The sequence below is a fragment of the Achromobacter sp. 01N37 genome (assembly GCF_056399725.1).
In genome coordinates, this window is sequence record NZ_JBFTRX010000004.1 from 513,401 (window position 1) to 533,089 (window position 19,689).

The 19,689-nt window shown below is 64.6% G+C and carries 15 protein-coding genes; 14 read left to right on the top strand and 1 reads right to left on the bottom strand.

The annotated features are described in order from the left end of the window. Positions 1–210: 210 nt before the first annotated feature. The 12 genes from siaA (at position 211) to AC1DSJ_RS11320 (ending at position 15,596) form a co-directional block, all read left to right on the top strand. The gene (gene siaA / locus AC1DSJ_RS11265) at positions 211–2,199 is read left to right on the top strand and encodes a biofilm regulation protein phosphatase SiaA (RefSeq protein WP_441371448.1); all 1,989 of its coding nucleotides are present in this window, start codon (positions 211–213) and stop codon (positions 2,197–2,199) included. Positions 2,200–2,222: 23 nt separating this feature from the next. Further along, the gene (siaB, locus tag AC1DSJ_RS11270) at positions 2,223–2,762 is read left to right on the top strand and encodes a biofilm regulation protein kinase SiaB (RefSeq protein WP_054421327.1); all 540 of its coding nucleotides are present in this window, start codon (positions 2,223–2,225) and stop codon (positions 2,760–2,762) included. Positions 2,763–2,803: 41 nt separating this feature from the next. Next, complete coding sequence (gene siaC / locus AC1DSJ_RS11275) at positions 2,804–3,181, top strand: biofilm regulation phosphoprotein SiaC (protein WP_175172029.1); 378 nt, start codon at positions 2,804–2,806, stop codon at positions 3,179–3,181. Further along, positions 3,178–3,975, top strand: a complete 798-nt coding sequence (siaD, locus tag AC1DSJ_RS11280; protein WP_054421329.1) for a biofilm regulation diguanylate cyclase SiaD — start codon at positions 3,178–3,180, stop codon at positions 3,973–3,975. Before siaC ends, siaD begins: the two co-directional genes overlap by 4 nt. 39 nt (positions 3,976–4,014) lie before the next feature. Beyond that, positions 4,015–6,591 carry a sensor domain-containing protein gene (locus AC1DSJ_RS11285; RefSeq protein ID WP_441371449.1) on the top strand — a complete coding sequence of 859 codons (2,577 nt, stop codon included), beginning with the start codon at positions 4,015–4,017 and terminating at the stop codon, positions 6,589–6,591. Between the two features lie 1,170 nt (positions 6,592–7,761). Further along, a complete protein-coding gene (locus AC1DSJ_RS11290; RefSeq protein ID WP_441371450.1) occupies positions 7,762–10,113 on the top strand; it encodes a bifunctional salicylyl-CoA 5-hydroxylase/oxidoreductase in 2,352 nt (783 codons plus the stop codon). Then, positions 10,110–10,901: an SDR family NAD(P)-dependent oxidoreductase gene (locus tag AC1DSJ_RS11295; RefSeq protein ID WP_054423254.1), complete on the top strand. Its 792-nt coding sequence runs from the start codon at positions 10,110–10,112 to the stop codon at positions 10,899–10,901. Before AC1DSJ_RS11290 ends, AC1DSJ_RS11295 begins: the two co-directional genes overlap by 4 nt. A gap of 44 nt (positions 10,902–10,945) precedes the next feature. Further along, complete coding sequence (locus AC1DSJ_RS11300; RefSeq protein ID WP_054423255.1) at positions 10,946–11,803, top strand: enoyl-CoA hydratase family protein; 858 nt, start codon at positions 10,946–10,948, stop codon at positions 11,801–11,803. A 2-nt stretch (positions 11,804–11,805) separates the two neighbouring features. Then, entirely contained in the window at positions 11,806–12,975 is a 1,170-nt protein-coding gene (locus AC1DSJ_RS11305; RefSeq protein WP_054423370.1) for an acyl-CoA dehydrogenase family protein, read from the top strand. A gap of 68 nt (positions 12,976–13,043) precedes the next feature. Further along, positions 13,044–14,684 (top strand): AMP-binding protein, encoded by a 1,641-nt coding sequence (locus AC1DSJ_RS11310; protein WP_441371451.1) that lies wholly within the window; start codon positions 13,044–13,046, stop codon positions 14,682–14,684. A gap of 21 nt (positions 14,685–14,705) precedes the next feature. Beyond that, positions 14,706–15,131 carry an acyl-CoA thioesterase gene (locus AC1DSJ_RS11315; protein WP_054423257.1) on the top strand — a complete coding sequence of 142 codons (426 nt, stop codon included), beginning with the start codon at positions 14,706–14,708 and terminating at the stop codon, positions 15,129–15,131. Positions 15,132–15,182: 51 nt separating this feature from the next. Continuing rightward, positions 15,183–15,596 (top strand): RidA family protein, encoded by a 414-nt coding sequence (locus AC1DSJ_RS11320; protein ID WP_342068095.1) that lies wholly within the window; start codon positions 15,183–15,185, stop codon positions 15,594–15,596. A 355-nt stretch (positions 15,597–15,951) separates the two neighbouring features. Here AC1DSJ_RS11320 and AC1DSJ_RS11325 read toward each other — a convergent pair whose 3' ends face one another. Beyond that, positions 15,952–16,935, bottom strand: a complete 984-nt coding sequence (locus tag AC1DSJ_RS11325; RefSeq protein WP_441371452.1) for an AraC family transcriptional regulator — start codon at positions 16,933–16,935, stop codon at positions 15,952–15,954. A 279-nt stretch (positions 16,936–17,214) separates the two neighbouring features. Here AC1DSJ_RS11325 and AC1DSJ_RS11330 point away from each other — a divergent pair, with 279 nt between their 5' ends. Both AC1DSJ_RS11330 and AC1DSJ_RS11335 read left to right on the top strand, forming a co-directional pair. Then, positions 17,215–18,393 (top strand): ABC transporter substrate-binding protein, encoded by a 1,179-nt coding sequence (locus AC1DSJ_RS11330; RefSeq protein WP_342068006.1) that lies wholly within the window; start codon positions 17,215–17,217, stop codon positions 18,391–18,393. Between the two features lie 48 nt (positions 18,394–18,441). After that, the gene (locus tag AC1DSJ_RS11335; RefSeq protein WP_175172055.1) at positions 18,442–19,686 is read left to right on the top strand and encodes a dienelactone hydrolase family protein; all 1,245 of its coding nucleotides are present in this window, start codon (positions 18,442–18,444) and stop codon (positions 19,684–19,686) included. Positions 19,687–19,689: the final 3 nt, after the last annotated feature.

Consider the following 19,689-nt stretch of genomic DNA (forward strand, 5'->3'; position numbering starts at 1 on the left):
GGCGAGCACGTAAAAAGCACGATATAAATCGCAATAAAACGGCATTTACATTGCTGCGTTGAAACTTAAGGTGTCTAGAACGCATCCAGACGTTTGCACCTGTTTCAATTGCCCCCACTGTTCTCTACACTTGCAGCGCCGGGCCCATCGCGTGCCTACCAAGGTGGGCACGCACGTCACGTCTTATCAAGCTGTCAGGGAAGACTTCGCATGGCGAAATGGGGTTTGCGCAAAAAATCATTGATGGCGCTGTTGTTGGCGTGCGTGGTCGCTTTAGCGCCCGCTGCCGTGATCGGCTGGCTGGTGCTGGACGGGGTCCGCGACCACTTCGGGCGCGCCTTCGCCGACAACTTCACGCAGTTGAACCGTCAACGCATTCTGGCGCCGGTGTCGCGCGAGCTGGCCTTGTCCTTGCGGCTGGCCGACAGCGAAGTCACGCGGCGCTGGTTGCGCAACGAAGACGACCCGGCCGCGCGTGAACTGTTCTTTCGCGAAGCCGACGGCTACCGCCGTGACCTGCTGGGCCGCGCATATTTCATTGCCAGCGCCGAGTCTGGCCACTACTACTTCAACGACGACAAGCCGCTGTCCGAGACGCCGCGCTACACGCTGAGCCGCAGCGCCGCCGACGACGGCTGGTTCTACGCCACGCTGAAGTCGCCGGCCAAATACAACATCAACGTCAATCCCGACCTGAAGCTCCAGACCACCAAGGTGTGGATCAACGCCCAGGTGCGCGACGGCGACAAGGTCGTGGGCCTGACCGGCGCCGGTCTGGATGTGGGCGGCTTCCTGCGCGAATTCGTCAACAGCGGCCAGCCGGGCGTGACACCGATCATCGTTGACGAGGACGGCGCGATCCAGGCGCATATGGACGCGTCGCTGATCGCCTACAACTCGGGCGCGGGCGGCGGCGCAGGCACGCGCGGCCAGGTGTTCAACCTGTTGGACGCGGGCCCCAGCCGCGACGAACTGCGTGCCGCCATGCACGCGGCCCAGGCCGACCCGCAATCGGTGCAGACCGCCTGGGTCAATATGGACGGCACGCGCCAATTGGTGTCGGTCGCCTACATGCCCGAACTGCACTGGCACGTGCTGACGGTGGTGGACCTGGGGGCGGCCCGCGTGCTGGACACCGGGTGGCTGTGGCCTGCCGCGATCGGCCTGGTGTTGTTGTTCGCCGCCATGCTGCTGTGCTTCGGCTTCGCCATCGAACGCTTGATGCTGCGCCCCTTGCGCCGCTTGCAGCAGTCAGCCCGCGCCATCGCCGACGGCAGCTACGACGTGCGCCTGCCGCCGGGCGGGCAGGACGAAATCGGCGACCTGAGCCGCGCCTTTGGCGTGATGGCCGACAAGGTTCGCCAACACACCGCCGAACTCGAAAGCAAGGTGCGCGAACGCACGTCGGAACTGGAAGACGCCAACCGCGCCATGGCCGCCGCGCACAAGAAGATCGGCGACTCGATTGACTACGCCAGCCTGATCCAGCGCGCCATCCTGCCGGACCGCCAGTTGACGCAGTCGCTCGGTGCGCATCACTTCGTGCTGTGGAAGCCGCGCGACGTGGTGGGAGGTGACTTCTATGTGTTCCGTTCCGACGGCGCCAATTGCCTGTTGGGCATCATGGACTGCGCGGGTCACGGCGTGCCGGGCGCATTGATGACGATGCTGGCGCGCGCCGCCATCGATCTGGCCATTACCGAGGCCGGCCCCGCCGATCCGGCCGGCATTCTGACCCGCACCGACACCGCCATCCGCGCCATGCTTGCGGATGCGCAACTGCCCCGCGCACTGGCCACGAATACCGACGCGGGCCTGGTATATATTGACCGGCAGTCCGGGCGCCTGCGCTACTCGGGCGCCAAGATCAGCCTGTACGCCAGCGATGGCGAGACGCTGCGCGAGATTCCCGGCGGTAAGCGGGCATTGGGCGACAAACGCACGGGCGCTTACGAAAATATTGATTTGCAGATGGAACCGGGCTGGACGTATTACCTGGCCACGGACGGCTTCCTGGACCAGGCAGGCGGCGAGCACGGATTCGGGTTCGGCAACACGCGTTTTGCAGGAATGCTCAAGAGACACGCCCGGCAGCCGTTAACTGAACAGGCCGCCGCATTTACGCAAGCGCTGGCCGAGTACCAGGGTGGCCGTCCCCAGCGTGACGACATCACCCTGCTGTCTTTCCGTTTCGATTAAACGTTTTCCGGGTGATAACCCCTATGAATGCCTCCGATCTCTACGCGCTGGGTGAACGGTTCAACCAGAACCGCACCTTGCTGTGCTTCAACGGGCCGATCTCCCGCAGCCTGATCGAGGAAATCGGCAATGCGCTCAAAAATTACCTGAACGCGGAACACGCACGGCCGGCGGAGGCCATGGACGTTTTTTCGGTCTATATCGAAATGATCCAGAACATCCGCCAATACGCCGCCGCCAATGGCGACGCTGAAGCCTCGGCCACGGTGGTGATCGGCCGCCGCGATGAAAGCCGCTACGTGGTGTCGGCGGGCAACCTGGTGAAGACCGAGGACGGCCATGCGCTGGTCGCCCGGATTCGCGAGCTGGCCGCGCTGGACAAGGCGGCGCTGAAGGCCGAATACAAGATGCAGCTGCACAAGCCGCGCACCCAGGGCGTGGCTTCGGGCGCGGGCCTTGGGCTGATCGACATCGCGCGCCGCGCCGGCGCTCCGCTGGAAGCCAGCCTGACGCCCGCCGCGGGCGAGGGCCGGGCGTTCTTCAGCCTGAGCGTCGTGATCTGAGGGCGCCCGCGCGCATTCCAGAATCATTTTCGGAGTATCTGATGAAAGAGTTGAACATTCCCGGGACGCAGTCCACGCCTGCCATCACCGCCGACGCCGACGCCGGCGTGCTGGTGATGCGCGGCGACTCCTACCCCGAGAATTCCTTTGAATTGTTTGGCCCGGTGATCGAATGGGTCGAGGCCTACCTGCTGGGTTCGGCCGCCCCGTTGAGCCTGGAATTGGAGCTGCTGTACCTGAACACCAGCAGCATCAAGTCCGTCATGGACATTTTCGATCTGCTCGAAGCCGCCCACGGCAAGGGCCGCCAGGTCAGCGTGACCTGGTTCTATGACAGCCGCAATGAACGCGTCGGCGAACTGGCCGAAGAATTCAAGGAAGACTGCACGTTTCCGTTCTCGGTGGTTGGCCGAGAATGAAACCGGGCGCCGCCGAACTGGATCGCCGCATCGTCGCGCTGCTGGCGGACCCGGCCTATGCCGGCCATCCCTTGCGGGAAGCCCTGGAGTCGCTGTGGCAGCACACCGCCGAGCAGATGGCGCGTATCGAACGCGTGACCCAGCTGTCGGACGCCTATCAGACCATGGCGCATGAGCGCGAGCTGGGCCTGTACGACAAGTTTGACCGCCAGTTGCGGCGCTTGACGCGCATTGCACGCATTTCCGATCACTACCAGAGCATGATGCGCGACCTGAATGTGGCGCTGGAAGAAACGTCCAACCGCGATCCGCTGACCAGTTTGCTGAACCGGCGCGCCTTGATGGAAATGATCAAGCAGGAAGTCGGGCGGGTGGCACGCAGCGGCGAAAGCTTTGTCGTGGCGATGCTGGATGTGGACCACTTCAAAGCGGTCAATGACCGCTTCGGCCATGAAGCGGGCGACCGCGCGCTGGTTGAGCTGGCCGGCGTGCTGGTCAAGAGCCTGCGTGAATATGATTTGTGCGGCCGTTGGGGCGGGGAGGAATTTCTGGTGCTGCTTCCCAACACGCGGCCCGAAGCCGCGCAAGGCGTCATGGACCGGCTGGTCGGCGCGGTGCGCGGGCTGGCGGTTGAGGCGGGCGACGAAGTATTGAGGTTGACGGTCAGTATCGGCATGGCGCATCACCAGTTGGGCGAGACCTTCTCGGAAACGCTCAGCCGTGCTGACCAGGCGCTGTACCTGGCCAAGCAGGACGGACGCGACCGCGTGACGCTAGGCTTTCCAAAGCGCTGAATGAAACCGGATCAGCTGTATTCCGGTATGGAGCCCCTTATGCTTGATACTCATGTAAGCGTTTCGAGCGCGGGCCCCCAGGGCGCCGCGTGGCATGCGGGCAATTATCTGACGTCGATGGATCGGGCGCTGTTGCTGTTCGATTTCGATGCCGACGGTTCGCTGCTGAACGCCAACGCCAATTTCCTGGCCGCCGTGGGTTATACCCGCGAAGAGGCCCTGGCGCTGCGCCACGACATGCTGTGCGACAGCATGGACGAAGGCAAGGGCATCGCCAGCGGGGAGCAGATCTGGACCCGATTGCTCCAGGGCGAACACTTTTCAGGCACCTGCCGCTACCGCATGAAAAATGGCGGCACGCTGTGGATCGAAGCCACGTATATGCCGCTGCGCAACGATGAGGGCGACGTCGCGCGCATCTCGGTCATTTCGCGCAAATCCATCGCGGACGCCGAGCGCCAGGAAGAAGTCCGCCTGCTGCTCTTGGGCATCAACGAAACGGGCAACGCGGTGGCGGTCTCCGGTTGCGATGGCCGCATCGTCTATGTGAACGACGGCTTTCAGCGCATGCTGGGCTTCGCCCGCGGCGACGCCTTGCACCAGGAATTGGGCGAACTGCTGGCTGGTGGCCGCCCCGACGGCGGCACCCGCGAAGAGCTGGACCGCCGCATCGCCTGCCGCGAAGGGTTCCACAAGGACGTCCTGGTCTACGACCGCGGCGGCAAGCCGCTGTGGGTGTCGGTCATGGCGAACTCCGTGTTCGATGACCGCGGTACGCTCGTCAATGTCGTGGACGTGCTGACCGACATCACGCCGACCAAGGTGCACGAGGTGCTGCAACGCCGCGTGCTGCAAGCCATGGTGAACGAGGCCTCGGTGGTCGAGGTCATGAACATGGTGTGCCGCGAGGTTGAGCGCCTGGCGCCCGAAGTGGCGGCCACCGTGTTGCGCGTGGACGACACCGGCCACCTGCGGCCGTTGGCGGCCCCGAGCATGCCGGCCCCCTATACCGATGCGCTGGACGGCGTGAAGATCGGCCCGCAAGCGGGCGCCTGCGGCACGTCCGCATTCCTGGGCCGCCCGGTCATCGTGCCGGACATCGCCACGGACCCGCTGTGGGACGAATACCGCCACCTGCCGTTGCCGGAAGACGTGAAGGCCTGCTGGTCGTCGCCCATCAAGTCGAGCGACGGCCGGGTGATCGGCACCTTCTGTTTCTATTTCCGCGAACGCCGTCTGCCCGACGATTTCCATCATCGCCTGGTGGATGTCTGCGTCTATCTGTGCGCCCTGGCGCTGGAGCGCGAGGAAGCCCGCGCCCGCATCCGCCAACTGGCGTTCTACGACGAACTGACGGGCCTGCCGAACCGCAACCTGCTGCTGGCGCAAGCCGAGCAGGCCATCGCGCGCGCCGAACCCGAGCGCAAGCGCGTGGCGGTGCTGTTCCTGGACCTGGACCGCTTCAAGCAGGTCAACGACACGCTGGGCCATCCCATCGGCGACGCGCTCTTGCGCGATGTGGCCCAACGCCTGCGCCGCCTGGCGCGGCCGGCTGACATCGTGGGCCGGCTGTCGGGCGATGAATTCGTGATGCTGATGCCGGATTTCGAACACGGCCGCCTGACCGCCGCCGCTGAGCACATCCTGGTGGCGTTGGCGCAGCCGTTTTCGGTAGGCGGCATCACGCTGAACCCATCGGTCAGCATCGGCATCAGCGTGTTCCCGGAGAATGGGCGCGACATGGATACGCTGCTGCGCCACGCCGACATGGCGATGTACCAGGCGAAGACGGCGGGCCGCAACCGAATTTCTTTCTTCAGCGCCGAGATGAACCGCCAGGCGCAAGAGCGTCTGGCCCTGGAAGCCGCGCTGCGCGACGCGCTGGAAGCCAAGGCGCTGCGCTTGCACTATCAGCCGCAAGTGGGCTTGAAGAACGGCAGCCTGTACGGGGTGGAAGCGCTGGCCCGCTGGCGCCATCCCACGCTGGGCGACATTTCGCCCGTGCGCTTCGTGCCGCTGGCCGAAGAGTGCGGGCTGATCGGCGACCTGGGCGACTGGGCGCTGCGCGAGGCGTGTTCGCAACTGTCGATCTGGCGCAACAACGGCCTGCGCGTGCCGTCGGTGTCGGTGAACCTGTCGGCGACCAACTTCCACAATTTAAATTTGCCGAGAATGATCGCGGCAACGCTGGCCGAGTTCGGCCTGGCCCCGGCGGATTTGATGCTGGAGATCACCGAAGGCGTGGTGCTGGATGCGACGGCGGGCACGCTACGGACGATCGCGGAGCTGCATCGCTTAGGCGTGCGCTTGTCGATGGATGACTTCGGGACGGGGTATTCCAGCCTGGGCCACTTGCGGCGGCTGATCGTGGATGAACTGAAGCTGGATCGAAGCTTTGTCCAAGGGTTGGAAAGCGATGATGCCGCGCGCGCGCTGACGAGTGCGGTGATTCGTATCGGGGAAAGTTTGAGTCTGCCGGTGGTTGCCGAGGGTGTGGAGAACGAGGAACAGCGGCGATTCTTGATCGAGCAGGGGTGTGCGGCGGGTCAAGGCTTCTTGTTTTCGCCGCCGTTGCCAGCCAATGATCTTGAGGAGTGGCTGCGGGGCAGGCCGTAGCAGTCGGGTGTCAGACTGCATTAAACATGGGTTCTTAAGACGCCCGTGGGTTCGGGGGCCTGGGGTGCGCGGGTCAACGATTGCGGTCCGGAGCCTTCGCTCCGGACTTGCCTAGGCGGCCCCCCCCTGCGTCATCCTCGTACGCCTTCGGCTCCCTACGGATTCCCTCGGGCTTATCGACGCCCCGCGCACCCCAGGCCCCCGAACCCACGGGCTCTGGAAGTTGCAATCTCACGTCAGCGGGGACGGTCCGGGTCTTTGAGGTTCTCGCCACGGGGATTTGAGTGATGGAAGATCTTGCGGGGCCCGCTCCATGCCGGCCGCGCGGGCGGCCTTGTGGAGCTTACGCGTCGTGGTGCGCGGTGATGCTTTTCGCTTCGCGTGTGGCGGCTTTGTTCGGGTTCTTCTTGACGGTTTGCCGCACTTCACCCATCCCTCGAGGCACGTCCACCCGTTGAACTCCGGTGCGGTGGCGCGCGACGGGTCGGCACGCGCAAGGCCGTGCCGGACGCGCGCCACCCCTCTACCCCCCCCAAAAAAAGTGCGGGGGCACCACTAGCAAACAACTCCCCCACATTCGCGAAAGCGAACCCCATCCAAACGCGCACCACCGCGTATGCCGAGTAAGGCCGCCCGCGCGGCCGCCACTCGGCGGGCATCGCAGCACTCGTCACTAATGCACACCCTAGCAGCGCCCCGACCCAAGACATCGGCAGCCCGTCGTCGGGGTGGGCGTGACGGCGCGCAACCTTGATGCGCCCGAGGGAATCTGAAGGGAAGGCCGAAGGCCTGGACGAAGATGACGACGGGGCAGTCCGGAGCGAAGGCTCCGGACCGCAATCGTGGGCGCGCGCCGTCACGCCCACCCCGACGATGGGCGACCTACGAAGCTCCCACGCCCGCCCGCCCAACACAACCTCATCCCACGAAGCCCCTACGAGCGCCCACCCTACACACCCCCCCACCCACCAGCCCCCTACGCCCGCCCACCCCACACCCCCCCCCCCAGAAGCCGTCCCCCTTTCCCCCCGCACCTAATAGCTTTCCCCCATTTGCGAACCCTCAACTTCAGGTATATATTTCAAGCCTAAACTATCCAGACCTAAATATCCGCGGCCCCCCGCTCTAGATAAACGAGCGACTGTCGCGTACCTCGGAGCGTATACGGCAATGAAAATAGTCTGCATCGGCGGCGGTCCCGCCGGCCTGTATTTCGGTCTGCTCATGAAACTGCAGAACCCTGCCAACGACATTACCGTCATCGAACGCAACCGTCCGTATGACACCTTTGGATGGGGGGTGGTGTTCTCCGACGCCACCATGCAGAACCTGCGTGAAGCCGATCCCGTTTCCGCTCAAACCATTGGCGATGCGTTCAACCATTGGGATGACATCGACATCAACTTCAAAGGCCGCAGCATTCGCAGCAGCGGCCACGGCTTCATCGGCATTGGCCGCAAGAAGCTGCTGAACATCCTGCAAGCGCGTTGCGAAGAAGTTGGCGTCAAGCTGGTGTTCGAGAACTTCGTCCAGGACGATCAAGCCATCGCCCGCGAATACGACGCTGACCTCGTCATTGCCTCCGACGGCATCAACAGCCAGATCCGCACCCGCTACGCCGACACCTTTCATCCCGACATCGACCAGCGCCGTTGCCGCTTCGTCTGGCTCGGCACCAAGAAAGTGTTTGACGCCTTCACCTTCGCCTTCGTCCAGACCGAACATGGCTGGTTCCAGGCGCACGCGTATCGCTACGAAGATGGCATGTCCACCTTCATCGTGGAAACCCCCGAAGAAACGTGGCAAGCCGCCGGCATCGAGCAGATGAGCCAGGAAGAGGGCATCGCCTATTGCGAAAAGCTGTTTGCGCCCTGGCTGGACGGCAATGCGCTGATCAGCAACGCCTCGCACCTGCGCGGCTCTGCCATCTGGATTCGTTTCCCGCGCGTCATCTGCAATACCTGGGTGCACTGGAACACGCTGGATACCGCGCGTGGCCAGCGCCGCGTGCCGGTTGTGCTGATGGGCGACGCCGCCCACACCGCCCACTTCTCGATTGGCTCCGGCACCAAATTGGCGCTGGAAGATTCCATCGAACTCGCGCGCTGCCTGAGCGGCGCCGAAGGCAGTGTGGAAGCCGGCCTGAAGCACTACGAAGAAGTGCGCAGCGTTGAAGTGCTGAAGATCCAGAACGCCGCGCGCAACTCCACCGAGTGGTTCGAGAACGTCGAACGCTATGCCGAACTGGAACCCGAACAATTTGCCTATTCGCTGCTGACCCGTTCGCAGCGTATTTCGCACGAAAATCTGCGCTTGCGCGACCCGGCCTGGCTTGAAGGTTTCGAGCGCTGGATCGCGGAACGCGCTGGCGCGCCCACCGAAGCCGGACAGCGCCCGGCCATCCCCATGCTGACGCCTTACCAAGCGCGCGGCGTGCGGCTGAAGAACCGCATCCTGGTGTCGCCGATGGCCATGTATTCCTGCACCGATGGCGTGCCGGGTGACTTCCATCTGGTGCACCTGGGCGCGCGCGCCATGGGCGGCGCGGGGCTCGTCATGGTGGAAATGACCTGCGTGTCGCCGGATGGCCGCATCACCCCGGGCTGCCCCGGCTTGTGGAACGACGACCAAACGCAGGCCTTTGCCCGCATCGTGAATTTCGTGCATGGCAACAGCGACGCCCGCATCGGCGTGCAATTGGGCCATGCCGGGCGCAAGGGCTCCACGCAGCTGGGCTGGCAGAAGATCGACCACCCGCTGGCCGAAGGCAACTGGCCGCTGCTGTCGGCCTCGGCCTTGCCCTACATCGAAGGCGTGTCGCAGACGCCGCGCGCCATGTCGCGCGCCGACATGGACGACGTGCGCGACAACTTCATCTCGGCCGCCCGCCGGGCGCAGGAAGCCGGTTTCGACTGGCTGGAACTGCACTGCGCGCACGGCTACCTGTTGTCCAGCTTCATCTCGCCGCTGACCAATCACCGCGGCGACGAGTACGGCGGCAGCCTGGAAAACCGTTTGCGCTTCCCGCTGGAAGTGTTCCGCGCCGTGCGCGAAGTGTGGCCCGAAGACAAACCCATGTCGGTGCGCATTTCGGCCAGCGACTGGGTGGAAGGCGGCATCACCGCCGATGACGCCGTCGAGATCGCGCGCTACTTCAAGGCAGCGGGCGCCGACATGATCGACTGCTCGTCGGGCCAGGTCAGCAAGGAAGAAAAGCCGGTCTACGGCCGCATGTTCCAGACCCCGTTCGCCGACCGCGTGCGCAACGAAGCGGGCATTCCCACCATCGCCGTGGGCGCCATCTTCGAAGCCGACCATGCCAACGGCATCATCGCCTCGGGCCGTGCCGACCTGTGCGCGCTGGCGCGTCCCCATTTGGCTGACGCCTCTTGGACGCTACGCGAGGCGGCGCGAGTCGGCTACCGTGATGTGGCGTGGCCCAACCAGTATTTTGCGGGCAAGCGCCAACTGGAAACCAACTTCGAACGCGCCGCCGCCATGGCGCAACTGGATATCAAATGACAACACTTGCGCAACCGCTCGCCGGCCGCCACGCGTTGGTGACGGGTGGCGCGCGCGGCATCGGTCTGGCAAGCGCCCGCGCGCTGCTTGAACGCGGTGCACGCGTCACGCTGCTGGGCCGTGATGGCGCGGCGCTGGACGCCGCCGCCGACAGTCTGGCCCGCTTGGGGCAGGTGCAAACCGTCAGTGCCGACATCGCGGACGAAGCGTCGGTGCGCGCGGCTTTCGCGCAGGCCGAAGGCGAATTCGGCCCGGTGCTGGTGCTGGTGAACAACGCCGGCCAAGCCGTCAGCCAGCGCTTTGACCGCACGGATTCGGCGCTGTGGCAGCAGATGATTGCGGTCAACCTGACCGGCACGTTCCACTGCATCCAGGCCGCGCTGCCGGGCATGCTGCAAGAAAAATGGGGCCGCGTCATCAACGTGGCGAGCACGGCGGGGCTGATCGGTTACGGCTATGTCAGTGCTTACTGCGCCGCCAAGCACGGCGTGATCGGGCTGACCCGTTCGCTGGCGCTGGAAACCGCAACGAAGGGCGTCACCGTGAACGCGGTGTGCCCCGGCTACACCGAGACCGACATCGTGCGCGGCGCGGTCACGAACATCGTGGACAAGACCGGCATGACGCCGGAAGCCGCTCGGGCAAAACTCGCCGAGCGCAACCCGCAGGGCCGCCTGGTGCAGCCCGAGGAAGTGGCCGAGACGGTGGCCTGGCTGGCGTTGCCGGCATCCGCCTCCATCAACGGCCAGGCGATCGCCGTGGACGGCGGCGAAGTCATGACCGGCTGAGGCTGGCGCGCCCCATCAACCCCTGGATAACGAACGGAGACACCATGAGCACCCAGTCCGAAGAGCACACCATGAAGCACCACAAACGTCCGATGGCCGGCTATCAGGCCAAGACGTTCCTGTGGCAGGTGTCGGCCGACGGCAAGATCGGCACGGTTACGCTGAATCGTCCGGAACGCAAGAACCCGCTGACGTTCGATTCCTACGCTGAACTGCGCGACCTGTTCCGTTCGCTGGTGTATGCCACCGACGTCAAAGTTGTGGTCGTGACGGGCGCGGGCGGCAACTTCTGCTCGGGCGGCGACGTGCACGAGATCATTGGTCCGCTGACCAAGATGACGATGCCTGAACTGCTGGACTTCACGCGCATGACGGGCGACCTGGTCAAAGCCATGCGCGCCTGCCCGCAGCCCATCGTGGCCGCGGTGGATGGCGTGTGCGCCGGCGCCGGCGCGATGGTGGCGCTGGCCGCCGACATGCGCTTGGGCACACCCGCCGCGCGCACCGCGTTCCTGTTCACGCGTGTGGGTTTGGCTGGCGCCGACATGGGCGCATGCACCTTGCTGCCGCGCATGATCGGGCAGGGCCGCGCGTCTGAGCTGCTGTACACGGGCCGTGCCATGACGGCGGAAGAGGGCGCCAGCTGGGGCTTCTTCAACGCGCTGCACGAATCCGGCGCGCTGGCGGATGCCGCCCAGACGCTGGCCGCCCAACTGGCCGCCGGCCCGACGTTTGCGCATGGCGTCACCAAGAAGCTGCTGCATCAGGAATGGAACATGGGCGTGGACGAAGCCATCGAGGCCGAAGCCGAAGCCCAGGCCATCTGCATGCAGACGCGCGATTTCCATCGCGCCTACGAGGCCTTCGTGGCCAAGCAAAAGCCGGTCTTCGAGGGGAACTGATGATGCGTGACGCAAGCTGGCTGGACTGGCCTTTCTTTGACGACGCGCACCGCAAGCTGGCGCATGACGTTGACGCCTGGTGCGAAAAGTCGCTGGGCGATGTTGACCATCACGACGCGGATGCGGCCTGCAAGAAACTGGTGAAGGCCATGGGCCAGGCCGGCTGGCTGCGCTACGCCGTGGCGGGCGGCCCGGGCGGCGCCTGGGGCGGCGCGCTGCCTGAAGTGGATTCCCGCGCGGTCTGCATTTTGCGCGAAACGTTTGCCCGCCACGAAGGGCTGGCGGATTTCGCATTCGCCATGCAGGGCTTGGGCAGCGGCGCTATCTCGCTGATGGGCTCGGACGAATTGCGCCAGCGTTATCTGCCGCGCGTGGCGCAAGGCGAAGCCATTGCCGCCTTTGCGCTGTCCGAACCCGACGCGGGCTCGGACGTGGCGGCGCTGGCTTGCGAGGCCAAGCTCGACGGCGATCACTACGTGTTGAACGGCGCCAAGACCTGGATCTCCAACGGCGGCATCGCGGACTTCTATGTGGTGTTCGCCCGCACGGGCGAAGCGCCGGGCGCGCGTGGCATCAGCGCCTTCGTGGTGGATGCCGACACGCCTGGGTTCGAGGTCAGCGAACGCATTGAACTGATCGCGCCGCATCCGCTGGCCACGATCACGTTCGACAACTGCCGGGTGCCGCTGTCGCACCGCTTGGGCGACGCCGGGCAGGGTTTCAAGCTGGCCATGATGACGCTGGATATTTTCCGCGCGTCGGTGGCCGCGGCCGCGCTGGGTTTTGCCCGCCGCGCGCTCGATGAAGGGCTCGCGCGCGCCAAGTCGCGCCGCATGTTCGGCCAGACGTTGGCCGACCTGCAACTGACGCAAGCGGCGCTGGGCGACATGGCAACGGCCATCGATGCCTCGGCGTTGTTGACGTATCGCGCCGCGTGGATGCGCGACGTGCAAAAGCTGCGCACCACGCGTGAAGCAGCGATGGCCAAGATGATGGCCACGGAATCGGCGCAGACCGTGATCGACCGCGCGCTTCAGATGTTCGGGGGCGCAGGCGTGGTGTCGGGGATGCCGGTGGAGAAGCTTTACAGGGAAATCAGAGCGCTGCGTATTTACGAAGGCGCCACCGAAGTGCAGAAGTTGATCATCGCCCGTGAACTGTTGAAGGCGTAAGGGGCCAGCGAGCCCTCGACCTTCCGCAAAGCAAACCACACCGCACCGCACACTCCAAGGGGAATGACATGGAAAGCTCCGCCCACATCGACACTTTTGCCCGGGACAATCTGCCCCCGGGCGAACAATGGCCAGAATTCTTGCTCGACGGGCCCGACGTGGCGTATCCCAAGCGCTTCAATTGCGCTGTTGAACTGGTGGACGCCATGGCCGACCGCGGCTTTGGCGACCGCGTGGCGCTGCGCTGGCGCCAGGACGGCAAGCCGGCCACGATGACGTATCGCGAGCTGGCCGCACTGACCAACCGCATCGCGCGCGTGCTGACCGAGGACATGAAGCTGGTTCCCGGCAACCGGCTGCTGTTGCGCGGGCCGAACAATCCGATGATGGCCGCATCGTGGCTGGCCGCCATCAAGGCGGGCCTGGTGACGGTGCCCACGATGCCGCTGCTGCGCGCCAAAGAGCTCAAGCAGATCATCGAGAAGGCGCAGATTCAGGCGGTGCTGTGCGATGCGCGCCTGAAGGACGAAGCCCAATTCTGCGCGCAGCCCGAGCACGAACATCACTGCGCGGGCCTGTCGCAGATCATGTATTTCAACGACGCCGCGCCCGATGCGCTGGACGCGTTGGCCGCAGCCAAGCCTGACGATTTCACCGCCTGCGACACCGCGGCTGACGACGTGTGCCTGATCGCCTTCACCAGCGGCACGACGGGTTCGCCCAAGGGCTGCATGCACTTTCACCGCGATGTGCTGGCGATGTGCGATCTGTTCCCCAAGCACGTGATCAAGCCCGGCCCGGACGACATCTTCTGCGGCACGCCGCCGTTGGCGTTTACCTTTGGCTTGGGTGGTTTGCTGTGCTTCCCGCTGCGCGTGGGCGCAAGCACGGTGCTGGCGGAAAAGCTGACGCCGGAAAGCCTGTTGGAACTGATCCAGGAATTCCGCGCGACCATCGTGTTCACGGCGCCCACGTTCTACCGTCAGATGGCGGCGCTGGTGGGCAAGTTTGATTTGTCGTCTTTGAAGAAGAGCGTGTCGGCGGGCGAAGCTTTGCCGGACGCGACGCGCCAGCTGTGGAAGCAGGCCAGCGGTATCGAGATGATCGATGGCATTGGCGGCACCGAGATGATTCACGTGTTTGTGTCCAGCCCGCCCGAAGCCGTGAAGCGCGGGGCCATTGGCCGCGTGGTGCCGGGCTATGTGGCGCAGGTGGTGGACGACGATATGAACCCGGTGCCCAATGGCACGGTGGGCCGTCTGGCGATCAAGGGCCCCACGGGGTGCCGGTATCTGGCCGATGAACGCCAGCGCCGTTTCGTGCAAAGCGGCTGGAATCTGCCGGGCGATACGTTCGTGCAGGACGATGATGGCTATCTGTTCTATCAGGCGCGCAACGACGACATGATCGTGTCGGCGGGCTACAACATTGCTGGCCCGGAAGTGGAAGACGCGTTGCTGCGCCATGAAGCCGTGGCCGAATGTGGCGTGGTGGGTGCGCAGGACGAAGAGCGCGGCCAAGTGGTCAAGGCGTTCGTGGTGCTGAAGCCGGGCTATACCGCCAGCGATGAATTGGTCACTGCGATGCAGACGTTCGTGAAGGCGAACATTGCGCCTTACAAATACCCGCGCGCGATTGAATTCGTGGCGGCCTTGCCGCGTACCGAGACCGGCAAGCTGCAACGGTTTGCGTTGCGCAATATGGCTTGAACAGGCAATCAGGAAATCATCATGGCCGCACCTTTCACCAGCCAGGTCGAAGTCCGCTTCCGTCATTGCGATCCGGCGGGCATTGTTTTCTACCCGCGCTATTTCGAGATGATCAATGACTTTGTCGAAGAATGGTTCGACAAGGGCATGGGGTTGCCGTTTCATGCGCTGCATGTGGACCGGCACATCGGTACGCCGATGGCGTCGGTGACGTGCGATTTCAGCGCGCCCAGCCGCTGGCACGAACGCTTGCGTCAGACGCTTTCCGTGCAGCGGATTGGCGGCGCGTCGTTCAAGGCGCTGGTGCGTTTCGAAGGGCCGGACGGCCAGTTGCGCTTGTCGGCAACGCTGACGATTGTGACGGTGGATTTGCGGACGATGAAGTCCATGCCCATGCCTGCGGACCTGCGGGAACGCATGCAGGATTATCTGGCGCCCGCGGCGTAAGCGGCGGGGGCCACCCTGTAGTTTGTTTTCTTAAAAATAGGATGAGACGTTATGAAGATTCTGCAACCGCCGGATTGGATGGCGCCACGGGGCTATTCGAATGGTGTGCTCACCGAAATGACGGTGGGCAGCAAGCTCGTGTTCGTGGGCGGGCAGGTGGGGTGGAATGGGCAGCAGCAGTTCGAATCGGATGATCTGGCGGACCAGGTCCGCCAAACGCTGTCGAACATTGTCGCCATCTTGGCCGAGGGCGGGGCGAAGCCTGAGCATATTGTCCGGATGACTTGGTATGTCGTGGACAAGGATGAGTACGTGGCGGCGTATCCGGCGATCGGGAAGCACTACCGGGAGTTCATTGGACGGCATTTTCCGGCGATGACGGCGGTGGAGGTGGCGGATCTGGTTGAGGATCGGGCTAAGGTGGAGATTGAGGTCACTGCTGTGGTGCCGGCTGCTGCGGGTTAGGTTCTTTTGACGCCCGGGGGTTCGGCGGCCTGGGGTGCGCGGGGCAACGATTGCGGTCCGGAGCCTTCGCTCCGGACTTCCCCCTTGTCATCGTCGTTGTCGCCTTTGGCGACTGCCTTCCGATTCCCTCGGGCTTATCGACGCCCCGCGCACCCCAGGCCGCCGAACCCCCAGGCTCCGCCAGTGCAAACTTGACGTCAGCGGGGGCGGGCGGCTTTCTTAGGGCTTCGTTCGTCAATGGTGGCTGGTGGATGATCTTGCGGGGCCCGCCCCATGCCGGCCGCGCGGGCGGCCTTGTGGGGCTTACGCGATGTGGTGCGTCGTGGCGATGTGCGCGTTGCGCGTCGAGTGGACCCTACGCCGCGCGCCTCGTCTCTCTCGGCAATTCGCCGAACCGTTCCCGGTAATACTCCGAAAATCTCCCCAGATGTCCGAAGCCTACGCCTAGCGCGACTTCTGTCACGCTCGCTTGCGCGTCGGTCTTCAGCTTGCGCCTTGCGGTGTCCAGCCGTAAGGCGCGCAACGCGTGCATCGGCGTGGTGTCACGGTGCTCTTGAAACAAACGGGTCAAGGCGGTGGCGCTGGCGCCGGCGTGGCGGGCGATGTCGGTCAGGGTGAGTGGGGCGGACAGGTGGTCGCGCATGTAGGTTTCGGCCAGCGTCAGGCGGCGGGGGACGTCTGGGGATTGGCCGGCTTGCTGCTGCCAGGTGTTGGGCTGGTTGTAGAGCAGGTGCAGGACCAGCGTGTCTTCCATGTGCTCCAGCCACGCGGCGGGCGGGCGCGGGGCGCCGTCGTCCAGTGTGGGCAACAGGTGGATCAGGCTGGTGACCATGCTGCGCCAGGCGGCGCCGATGGGGTTGTCCAGGCGCAGGGCGGGGCTGAAGTCCAGCGGGCGGGTGGCGGCGTCGCCGAAGGCGCGGCGGCCGATGGCTTCGAGTTTGCCGCGCGGAATCTTCAGCAGCAGTTGTTCGCAGCCGGCTTCCCAGTGCAGCCGCAGCGGGCGGTTGGGGGCGATGACGGCGGCGCAGTCGGGGTTGGCGTTGACGCGCTCGTCGCCGCATTCGATACAGGCGCGGCCCCGTAGCGGGACTTGCACCAGCATGAAGTCTTGCAGGCGGTCGGGTTCGATGTGGACTTCGGCGCCGTAGCGCAACGTACAGACCGTCAATGCGCCGAAGCGGCCGCGGTTCAGCTCGGCGTCCACGCGGCCGCCTTTCCATGTCAGCCGGTGGTCTTTCAAGGCTTCGGACACGCGCTCGCGGGTCTCGTCTTGTTGGGTGGAGCTGAATACACGCCGTTTGAAGAGCGGCGCAAGCGCGAGTCGGGACCAGCCTTGCATGGATGCCTCCGGGACGGGAACGCTCCCGTGTCAGCGGCCAGAGTAATTTAAACGTCAAGCGTTTGGAATTAAGTGAATCCCGGATAAGACTGGCCGGAATCGGATAGAGCCGGGCTGGCGGGCGGCATACGCTAACCGCAAGGTCCTCCCGGCACGTCTTGGAGGGCGTCGTCGCGGCGCGTAAGCTTGGCGACTTTGATCGGCAGCATGCGTGAACCGACGGCAGACGGGATCTGTCAGCTTTCCGCCAGCGCGGCTGGCGACGAATCGGGGTGGCACATGAATCGAAATCTCTGGAGCCGGCACGCGCTGGCGGCGTTGGTTTGCATGTCTGCGGTGGCTGGCGCTTCGGCCGCCGACAAGGTCAAGGTTGGCTTGCTGACCACGTTGTCTGGTCCGGGTTCGGCGCTGGGCAATGAAATTCGAGACGGGTTCAATCTGGCGCTGCAACATACCGGCGGCAAGCTGGGCGGGTTGCCCGCTGAAGTGGTGGTGGCGGACGATCAGCAGAAGGCGGACACGGGCCGTCAGGCGGTGGAGCGGCTGCTCAAGCGTGACCGCGTGGATGTCATGACGGGCATCGTGTTTTCGAATGTGTTGCTGCCGGTGATGCCGGCCATTTTGCAGTCGGGCACGATTTATCTCAGCACCAATACCGGGCCGGAAAACTACGCTGGCGCGGGCTGTAACCCCAATTTCTTTGCGGTGGCCTGGCAGAACGAGGACATTCCCGCAGCCATGGGCAAGTACGCCGCGGACCAGGGCTTCAAGCGCGTGGCGCTGATTGCGCCCGATTATCCGGGCGGCCGCGAATCGCTCAACGGTTTCAAGCGTCTGTACAAGGGCGGCTTGTCGGAAGAGATCTACACCCAACTTGGCCAATTGGACTATGGCGTTGAGATCACGCGCCTGCGCGCGAGCAAGCCGGACGCCGTGTTCTTCTTTCTGCCTGGCGGCATGGGCGTGAATTTCATCAAGCAGTTCAACGGCGCTGGCTTGTCGAAAGACATCGCGTTGCTGGCGCCGGGCTTCTCGGGCGACGAGGACACGATCGCCGCGGTGGGCGCGCCCATTGCTGGGCTGCACAACACGTCGCAATGGGCGGCTGACCTGGATAACCCGGCCAACCGCAAGTTTGTGGACGACTTCAAGAAGACGTACAACCGCAGCCCGACGCTGTATGCCTCGCAAGGCTATGACGCGGCCATGCTGCTGGACAGCGCCGTGCGCCAGACGGGCGGCAAGCTTGAGGCCGACGCGCTGCGTCCGGCGCTGCGGCGCGCGGATTTCAAATCGGTGCGGGGTGACTTCAAGTTCAACCGCAACCAATATCCGATCCAGAACTATTACCTGCGCGTCGTCGAGGCGGGCGCGGATGGCAAGCTGGGCAACAAACTGTCGGGCACGGTGCTGACGCAGTACCAGGACCCGTTCGCTGCCGCCTGCCAGATGAAGTAAGGCAATACGCATCGCGCACGGCGCATTGCGCATCACAAGGAGAATCGCATGACCCAGAACATCACGACGCGTGAGGTGACGATACCCTCGCACGATGGCAAGTCCTTTGGCGCTTACCTGGCCGTGCCGGCCTCGGGCCATGGCCCGGGCCTGGTGCTGTGCCAGGAAATTTTTGGCGTGAACGACTTCATGCGCCGCGCGGCGCAGTTGCTGGCCGAAGAGGGCTATGTGGTGCTGGTGCCGGATTTGTTCTGGCGCCAGCAGCCCGGCATCCAGCTGACCGACGGCCCGGCCGACATGCCGCGCGCGTTCGAGCTGTACAAGGGCTTTGACGTGGAGCAGGGCTTGAAAGACATCGCGTCCACCATCGCGCAGTTGCGCGAGCTGCCTGAACAGCAGGGCGGTGTGGGCGTGCTGGGCTATTGCCTGGGCGGCAAGCTGGCGTATCTGGCCGCGTGCCGCACCGATGTGGACGTGGCCGTGGGCTATTACGGCGTGGGCATTGAAGACAGCCTGGACGAAGCGGCGACCCTGCGCGGCCGGCTGGTGCTGCACATTGCCGAGCAGGATGGCTTCTGTCCGCCCGCCGCGCGCCAGCGCATCCTGGACGCGCTGGGTGGCAAGCCCGGCGTGGAACTGTACGTGTACCCGGGCATGGACCACGCGTTTGCGCGCACGGGCGGCGATCACTACGACAAGCCGTCCGCCCTGATGGCGCACCAGCGCAGCATGGCGGCCTTGCAACGCGCGATCGGCCCGGAGTTCGATTATTCGGCCTTGTGGGACAAGCACTGCGAGTACGAATTCGGCACGCGCGACGTCGCCGCCACCATGGCCACGATGGTGGCCGAGCCTTACGTGAACCATATCCCGACCATGACGGGCGGTGTGGGCCACAAGGAGTTGTCGCGCTTCTATCAGCATCATTTCGTTAACAGCAACCCGCCGGATACGCGGCTGATTCCGCTGTCGCGCACGGTGGGCGCAACCCAGATCGTTGATGAACTGCTGTTCTGCTTCACGCACACGACCGAGATCGATTGGCTGTTGCCCGGCGTCGCGCCGACCGGCCGCCCGGTTGAGATTCCGCTGATCGCCATCGTGAAGTTCCGCGGCGACAAGCTCTATCACGAGCACATCTATTGGGACCAGGCCAGCGTGCTGGTGCAGGTGGGTTTGCTGGACCCCAAGGGGCTGCCGGTGGCGGGCCGCGAAACGGCGGCGAAGCTGCTGGACGAGACCTTGCCGTCCAACACGCTGATGGCGCGTTGGAAAGACAGCGCCAACAAGTAGGAG